A 6,327-nucleotide genomic window follows, 5' to 3' on the forward strand; every position below is an offset into this window, starting at 1 on the left:
GAACTCGCATCCCCAGCTTGGAAGGCTGGTGCCCTGACCATTGTGCTACACCTGCGTTTGCCCTCCCGGAAATTGTCAGCTGAGTTAGAATACCACGAAACCGGGCGGCTGTCAAGTATTCCGGCACATTCTTTTGAAAATTTTTGCGGAATTGGCAGATCGGACCGGAGACGGCCGGCGGTCAGTACTGACTGACGGCGCCGGTGGCGCAGTTTACGTAGTAGCTCACCGTGTCGGTGACAATGTGCCACGCCGGCGTCAGGGCCATGGGGGCGGCGGTGGAGCTCTGGAGCTCATAGCACAGTGACATCTCCGTGATGGAAGAGGCCACGGCGCCGGTCTCCCGGCGCATGGCCAGAAAGGCGGTCAGGGCCGCCTGGGCGGAGAGGAGGTCCGGGTTTCCGGCGGCTTCCGCGGAGGTCTCCGGCAGCAGCGTGCCTCTGGCAGCCAGCACCGCGTTCTGCTCCAGCGTGAAGGTCACGGCACAGTTGGCAACCGGCAGCCCGGCGTACTCCCGGAGGGCGGTGAGGGTGCCGCTGTCGGTGTCATCCAACCGAACGTCGGACACCACATAGCGGAAGTTCTTGCAGAACGCTTGGCAGAAGGCCCCTCCGTCAGAGGAGGACAGGGTGCCGGCAGCCTCAAAGCCGCCGTTTTCCCGAAACAGCGCCGCGCCGCCGGCGCCGCTGTATGAGTAGACGCCGCCCCGCTCGGAGTGGCGGAGGTTTCCGCCCAGCAGATAGACGGCGGCGGAGCGCTCCAGGGAGGTGTCCCGGCTCAGGACGCGGCCGGCCGGCGGTTTTTCGTTTGGAATGATACTGGGGTCCAGGTCTATGCTCTCGGCGGCAAAGAGCTCTACCAGCTGTTCTACGGACCGGTCATGGGCGGCCCGGGCCGCCGTGCTCCGGTAGGCCATGGAGCCCAGCAGATAGCCGTTTACCAGAAGCAGGATCAGAATAATGACGTTTTTCAGCCGGTACCGGTCCATTCCCGCGGCTCCTTTACGTGAAATTCAGGCGGTATCAGTCCGCCAGCCACTTGGCAGAGGCAGCGCCGCCGCTGTCCACATAGCCGATGGAGAGCTCCGCGCCCTCCTGGCGGGCGGCGATGGCCAGCGCCTGGCGCAGGGGCAGCAGCAGCGACGTCTCCCCGGTGTCCGCGTACTGCCGGAAGCGAAAGGTGAGGCCGGACACCACGGAGCCGGACAATGTGACCTCCGCGGCGCTGCCGTCCCGGTCAAAACGGATGGGTACGCCGCCGGACTGCCAGCCAAAGCTGAGAAGGGTGGCGTTCTCCAGCTGCCGGACGCTCTTCAGGTACAGCGAGGCCTCGCTGGTCTGCCCGGCCAGCAGGGTGTTGAGCAGCGTGCTGACACCCATCACCGCCTCCGTCACGGTGGGGTTCTCCCCGGCGGCAGCGATGGTGAGGGCCGGGTCTCCGCCGCTGCGGTAGCGGATGGAGCCGTCCGGGTTGAGGCGCAGGGTGCGGTCGCCGTCTGTGATGACCTCCACGCCGCCGGACTCCGTGTAACGGGAGTTGGTGCGGGGATAGAAGCTCAGGGCGGACAACAGCGCATCACTGCTGGGGAGAGCGGCGGCAGAGGAGAGCACCGGCAGCGATGGGGGCTCCAGGGGAAAGAGCGAGCAGGGGGCCAATCCGGAGGTGTCAGGGCCCTCGCTGTCCAAAGCAAAGTAGGCGCCGTTGAACTCGTAGCCGCTGACCACCTGATCCAGCTCCTCCGCGGAGACGGCGGAGGTCCCCCGTTGGCAGACGTCTCCCTCGCACCACAGGTACAGTGCGGCGCTGCCACTCTCCAGGGCAGATATTACCACACGCCGGACAGACATGCCGCTGTCCAGAGAGGCGCCCACCAGCCCCGCCAGCACCGGCAGGGGCAGGGGCTCCAGAAAGTCGCAGTAGACGGAGACGCCGTCCAGGGCCTCCAAAAATTCCCGGGTCTCACAGGGGGAGAACGAGTGGACGGAGCGCATCGCCTCCCGCAAGAGCCTGCCGGCAGGCTCAAAAGCCCCGTCGGCGGTGGTGAGGGTCACACTGCCGTACCGCCTGCTGTAGACGCCGGTGACCGCCAGCCGCACCGGGGCGGAGAGGCTGGTCAGAGCGGTTTGAGAGGCGTCCGGCGTCTGGGTGGAATCCCCCGCCAGGTACCGAAGGTAGCCGCTGCCGGCATTCACGCCCAAGGTGTAGAGCTGAGTCTGGGCGATCAGAAACACCGCGGAGAGGGTCAGAAGGACAATGGTGATATTCTGAAAAAAGTCACGGCGTTTCCGCCTGCGCTCGTCCATATCTCCCGCTCCTTTCGTCTGGTGCCCTGTATTCACAGGCATTGAACGCTGTCCGGACGGCAAAATCTCCTGCCCATCCGGCATCCCCCGCCTGCAAATACAGGCGCTCAGTCGGACAGGATCTTGGCGTCCGGTCCGCCCACGGGCAGCTCCAGCCGCACGGTGGTGCCGGGGCCCTGATGGGGCGCCAGGGCCAGCTGCCCCTGGTGGCGCTGGACAATTTCCAGGGCGATGGAAAGCCCCAGGCCCGTGCCGCCGGACTCCCGGGACCGGGCTTTGTCCACCCGGTAGAAGCGGTCAAAGATGTGGGCCCGGTCCTTTTCCGGAATGCCGATGCCATCGTCGCAGACCTCCATCCAGACCATTCCCTCGGTGGAGCCTGCGGTGACGCGGATGTGGCCGCCGTCCGGCGTGTATTTGACAGAGTTGCCGATGATGTTCATCATCACCTGCTCCAGCCGGCTGCGGTCTCCCACGATGAGAGGCAGGCTCTCCGGCGGGACATAGGTCAGCTCGTGGCCCCGCTGTTTGGCGTTGAGGGCGTTGGCCCGGACAACGCTCTCGATGGCGTCCTCAAAGGGGAAGCGGGAGAGGACCAGCTCCGCGTCCCCGGCGTCCAGGCGGCTGAGGGTCAGCAGGTCCTGGACGATGTGGGTCATGCGGTCCGTCTCGTTGATGATGATGTCCAAAAAGCTGTTGGCGGTGTCCAGAGGGATGTCGTGTCCGGCCTCCCGCAGCGTCTCGGCGTAGCTGCGGACGTTGGTCAGGGGAGTACGCAGCTCATGGGAGACGTTGGCCACGAACTCCTTGCGCCGCTCTTCATTCCGGTGCTGCTCCGTCACATCGTGAAGAACCACCAGAACGCCGCCGCTGTCCTGGCCGGAGAAGGGGGCGAGATACAGCTCCAGGGTGCTGCCGTCCACCAGCAGCTCGCTCTCGGCGTGGTCCGGCTTTTGCAGGGTCAGCACCTCCTGGAAGGGGTAGGCCGGGCCGAACAGCCGGTCATAGGTGCACGACCCGTCCACCGGCTGCCGGAGCATGGCGTTTGCCGCGGGGTTGCAGTGAATCAGACAGCCCCTGTGGTCAAAGGCCACCACGCCGTCGGTCATGTGGAGGAAGAGGGTGTCCAGTTTGTTGCGCTCGTTCTCCACGGCGGCCAGGGTGGACTGGAGGATGTCCGCCATCTCATTGAAGGTGCCGGTGAGGACGCCGATCTCGTCAGTGGACTCCACCAGCAGCTCGCCGTCAAAGTTCCCGGCGGCCACCCGCTCCGCGCCGGCGGTCAGCTTCTCAATGGGGCCTACCATGGTCTTGGACAGCAGGAAGCTCAGCAGCACGGAGATCAGAAGGCCGATGACCAGGGCCTGCATGATGAGGAGGAACAGCTGGGAGTTCAGGCCGGAGACCGTGTCCTTGCTGTCCAGAATGTAGACGATGAAGGCGTTTCCGCCCCCCATGACCGGCACGGCCACGTCCATGAAATCGGCGGTGATGTCGCTCTCGTCTCCCACCGCGGTCTCGTCTCCGCGGATAACGGCGTTTCGGGCGGCCAGCAGGTTGGCGCTCTGCTCCCGGGGAAGGGCGGATTCGTTGGCCGAGCTGGAGATATAGGCGCCGGTCTCGCCGTCCAGCACGAAGTAATTCCGTGTGCGGTAGTCCACGCCCAGAGAACCGGCTCTGGCCTCCAGGATCTCCGCCACGCGGCCGGCAGGGTCCTCCGGGTCAGCTGCGGCGCCCCGAAGGTCGAAGACGAAGCTGTTGTTCTCCCCGCCGAAGACATTGCTCATCTGCTGGTAGAAGGAGTTGATGAAAAAGCTGGAGACGCTGACCGTGAGGAAAGCGCCCACCACCGCCATCAGCGACGTGATAAGCAGCAGCAGGATCAGCGTGAGTTTCATATGAAGGCTTCTGAACATGGCGGGCCTCCTTTCGCGGGTATGTCACAGCGCCCCGGCGGGGAGCTCGAAGCGGTTTCCCAAAATACTAAGAGAAGTTCGGCGGTCCGGGAATCGCATAACCGCGTTGCCGTCCTTGGCGGGCGTCCTCCGCCTTGTCCTGCAATTCCCGCCCCCGCTTTCTTTTTCTTATTATTTCTGGGAACTGCTCTGGAAGCTGTATTCACAGGTGGGAAATGCTGGATGGGCGAGGGGATTTCTGCGCCGGTTGAGGCAAATTTTCGCGGGAATACCGGATGTATTTCAAGAAAATTTAACGAAGAACAGCGCAAAAAAACCGGTCAGACGGCGTTCAACGCCTGTGAATACTGCTTCTTAATCCTGTACGGAGAAATAATAACCTACGCCCCGGCGGGTGAGGATATAGGCGGGACTGGCGGGATTCACCTCGATCTTCTCCCGCAGGCGGCGCACCGTCACGTCCACAGTGCGCACATCGTCGCCCACGTAGCCGTAGTTCCACACCTGTTCCATCAGGTCCACCCGGGAGTAGACCTTATTGGGGTGGCTGGCCAGGAAGGTCAAGAGCTCGTACTCCCGCTGGGTCAGGTCAATGGCCTGTCCGTCCCGGAAGACCTGGCGGCTCTCCGTGTTGATGGAGAGGCTGCCGGACACCGCCATGGCGTTGGCTGCAGCGTTGGCCGCAGCGGGGGCCGTCATGGATGTGCGGCGGATGTTGGCCCCCACCCGGGCGATGAGCTCCCGCATGGAGAAGGGCTTGGTGATATAGTCGTCCGCGCCGATCTCCAGCCCCAGGACCTTGTCCGTCTCCTCCTCCCGGGCGGTGAGGATGATGACGGGCACATTGTCCCCCGCCTGCCGCAGGGCGCGGCAGACGTCAAAGCCGTTCATCCTGGGCAGCATCACATCCAGCAGGATCAGGTCCGGCTTCTCTGAGCGGGCTTTGTTCAGCCCGTCCTCTCCATCGTAGGCCTCCAGGGTCTGGTAACCCTCCCGCTGGAGGTTGAAGCGGAGAATATCCACAATGTTTTTTTCGTCCTCCACAATAAGGACGGTTTTCTGTCTGTCCATAAAAGCCTCCGGGTTATTTTACAGGTTCAAAAGCACCTTGGCCCGCAGCACAGCGGCCACAGTTTTGGCGTCCTCGATCTCGCTGCTGACGCAGCGGTGCACCATCTCGTCAAAGGGCACCCGCTCTACGTTCAAAAACTCGTCCGGGTCCAGGTGCTGGGCCTCCATCCGCAGGCCCCGGGCCAGGAAGAGGTGCAGCGTCTCCCCGAAGCAGCCGGGGGAGGGCAGCAGGCGGCCAAGCGGCAAAAACACATCCGGCACCGCGCCGGTCTCCTCTTTGAGCTCCCGCAGGGCGCCGGCCGCCGGCTCCTCGCCCTCGTCCAGCTTGCCCGCCGGGATCTCCAGCGTAGTCCGGCCGAAGACATACCGGTACTGGCTCACCACCAGCACGTTGTTCCGCTCGTCCAAAGGCAGGACGGCCACGCCGTCCGTGTGGTCCGCCACCTCCCGGAGGGAGGTCCCTCCGTTGGGCAGTTCCACCGTGTCCACGTGGACGTCCATCAGAATACCCTTATACTTATCTTCCCTGCGCAGGAGCTTTTCAGTCAGATCCATGGGCTGCCGCATTGCCTACACCTCGCGTTTTGATTTTTGGAATATCTCCATACTTTGGCAGTATAGCACATTCCGGGAAAAAAGCAAAGAGTTCCTTGCGCCCCGCCGGGATATTTTCCCCAAGACGCCCGGCGGGGGAGGGGTATCCGCGGGAAGGGCCCTGCCGGGTCTGCGCCGGCCTTTCCGCGCATAATTCTGAACAAGGAGGAGAAAATGGGACTACGAATCATTTTTCCAATTTCGCAATTTTGGAGGCGGTTATGCAGAGACGGCTGTTTTTCTGGGAGCTGGCGGGCTTTCTCTTCACGGGGGCGGTGGGCACGCTGCTCCATTTTGTCTATGACTGGAGCGGGGAAAACCCTGCGGCGGGGGTCTTTTCCGCAGTCAACGAATCCACCTGGGAGCACTTGAAGCTGCTTTTTGTGCCGGTGTTTCAGATCGGAAGAGCACACGTCTGAACTCCAGTCACCATACGGAATCTC

At 63.3% G+C, this 6,327-nt stretch carries 5 protein-coding genes; all 5 read right to left on the reverse strand.

What is annotated here, in order from left to right; translation table 11 throughout:
• Window positions 1–181: 181 nt before the first annotated feature.
• On the reverse strand, window positions 182–988 hold the full coding sequence (locus QZ326_RS10660; RefSeq protein WP_295744999.1) for a hypothetical protein: 807 nt from the start codon (window positions 986–988) through the stop codon (window positions 182–184).
• 34 nt (window positions 989–1,022) lie between these two features.
• Window positions 1,023–2,303 (reverse strand): hypothetical protein, encoded by a 1,281-nt coding sequence (locus QZ326_RS10665; RefSeq protein WP_295745001.1) that lies wholly within the window; start codon window positions 2,301–2,303, stop codon window positions 1,023–1,025.
• A 107-nt stretch (window positions 2,304–2,410) separates the two neighbouring features.
• The gene (locus tag QZ326_RS10670) at window positions 2,411–4,219 is read right to left on the reverse strand and encodes an ATP-binding protein (RefSeq protein WP_295745004.1); all 1,809 of its coding nucleotides are present in this window, start codon (window positions 4,217–4,219) and stop codon (window positions 2,411–2,413) included.
• 354 nt (window positions 4,220–4,573) lie between these two features.
• On the reverse strand, window positions 4,574–5,290 hold the full coding sequence (locus tag QZ326_RS10675) for a response regulator (protein ID WP_295745006.1): 717 nt from the start codon (window positions 5,288–5,290) through the stop codon (window positions 4,574–4,576).
• Window positions 5,291–5,308: 18 nt separating this feature from the next.
• Window positions 5,309–5,845, reverse strand: coding sequence for an NUDIX hydrolase (locus QZ326_RS10680; protein WP_295745007.1), 537 nt, complete (start codon window positions 5,843–5,845; stop codon window positions 5,309–5,311).
• Between the last annotated feature and the right edge of the window lie 482 nt (window positions 5,846–6,327).

It is taken from the genome of uncultured Oscillibacter sp. (genome assembly GCF_910587525.1).
Lineage (GTDB): Bacteria > Bacillota > Clostridia > Oscillospirales > Oscillospiraceae > Oscillibacter.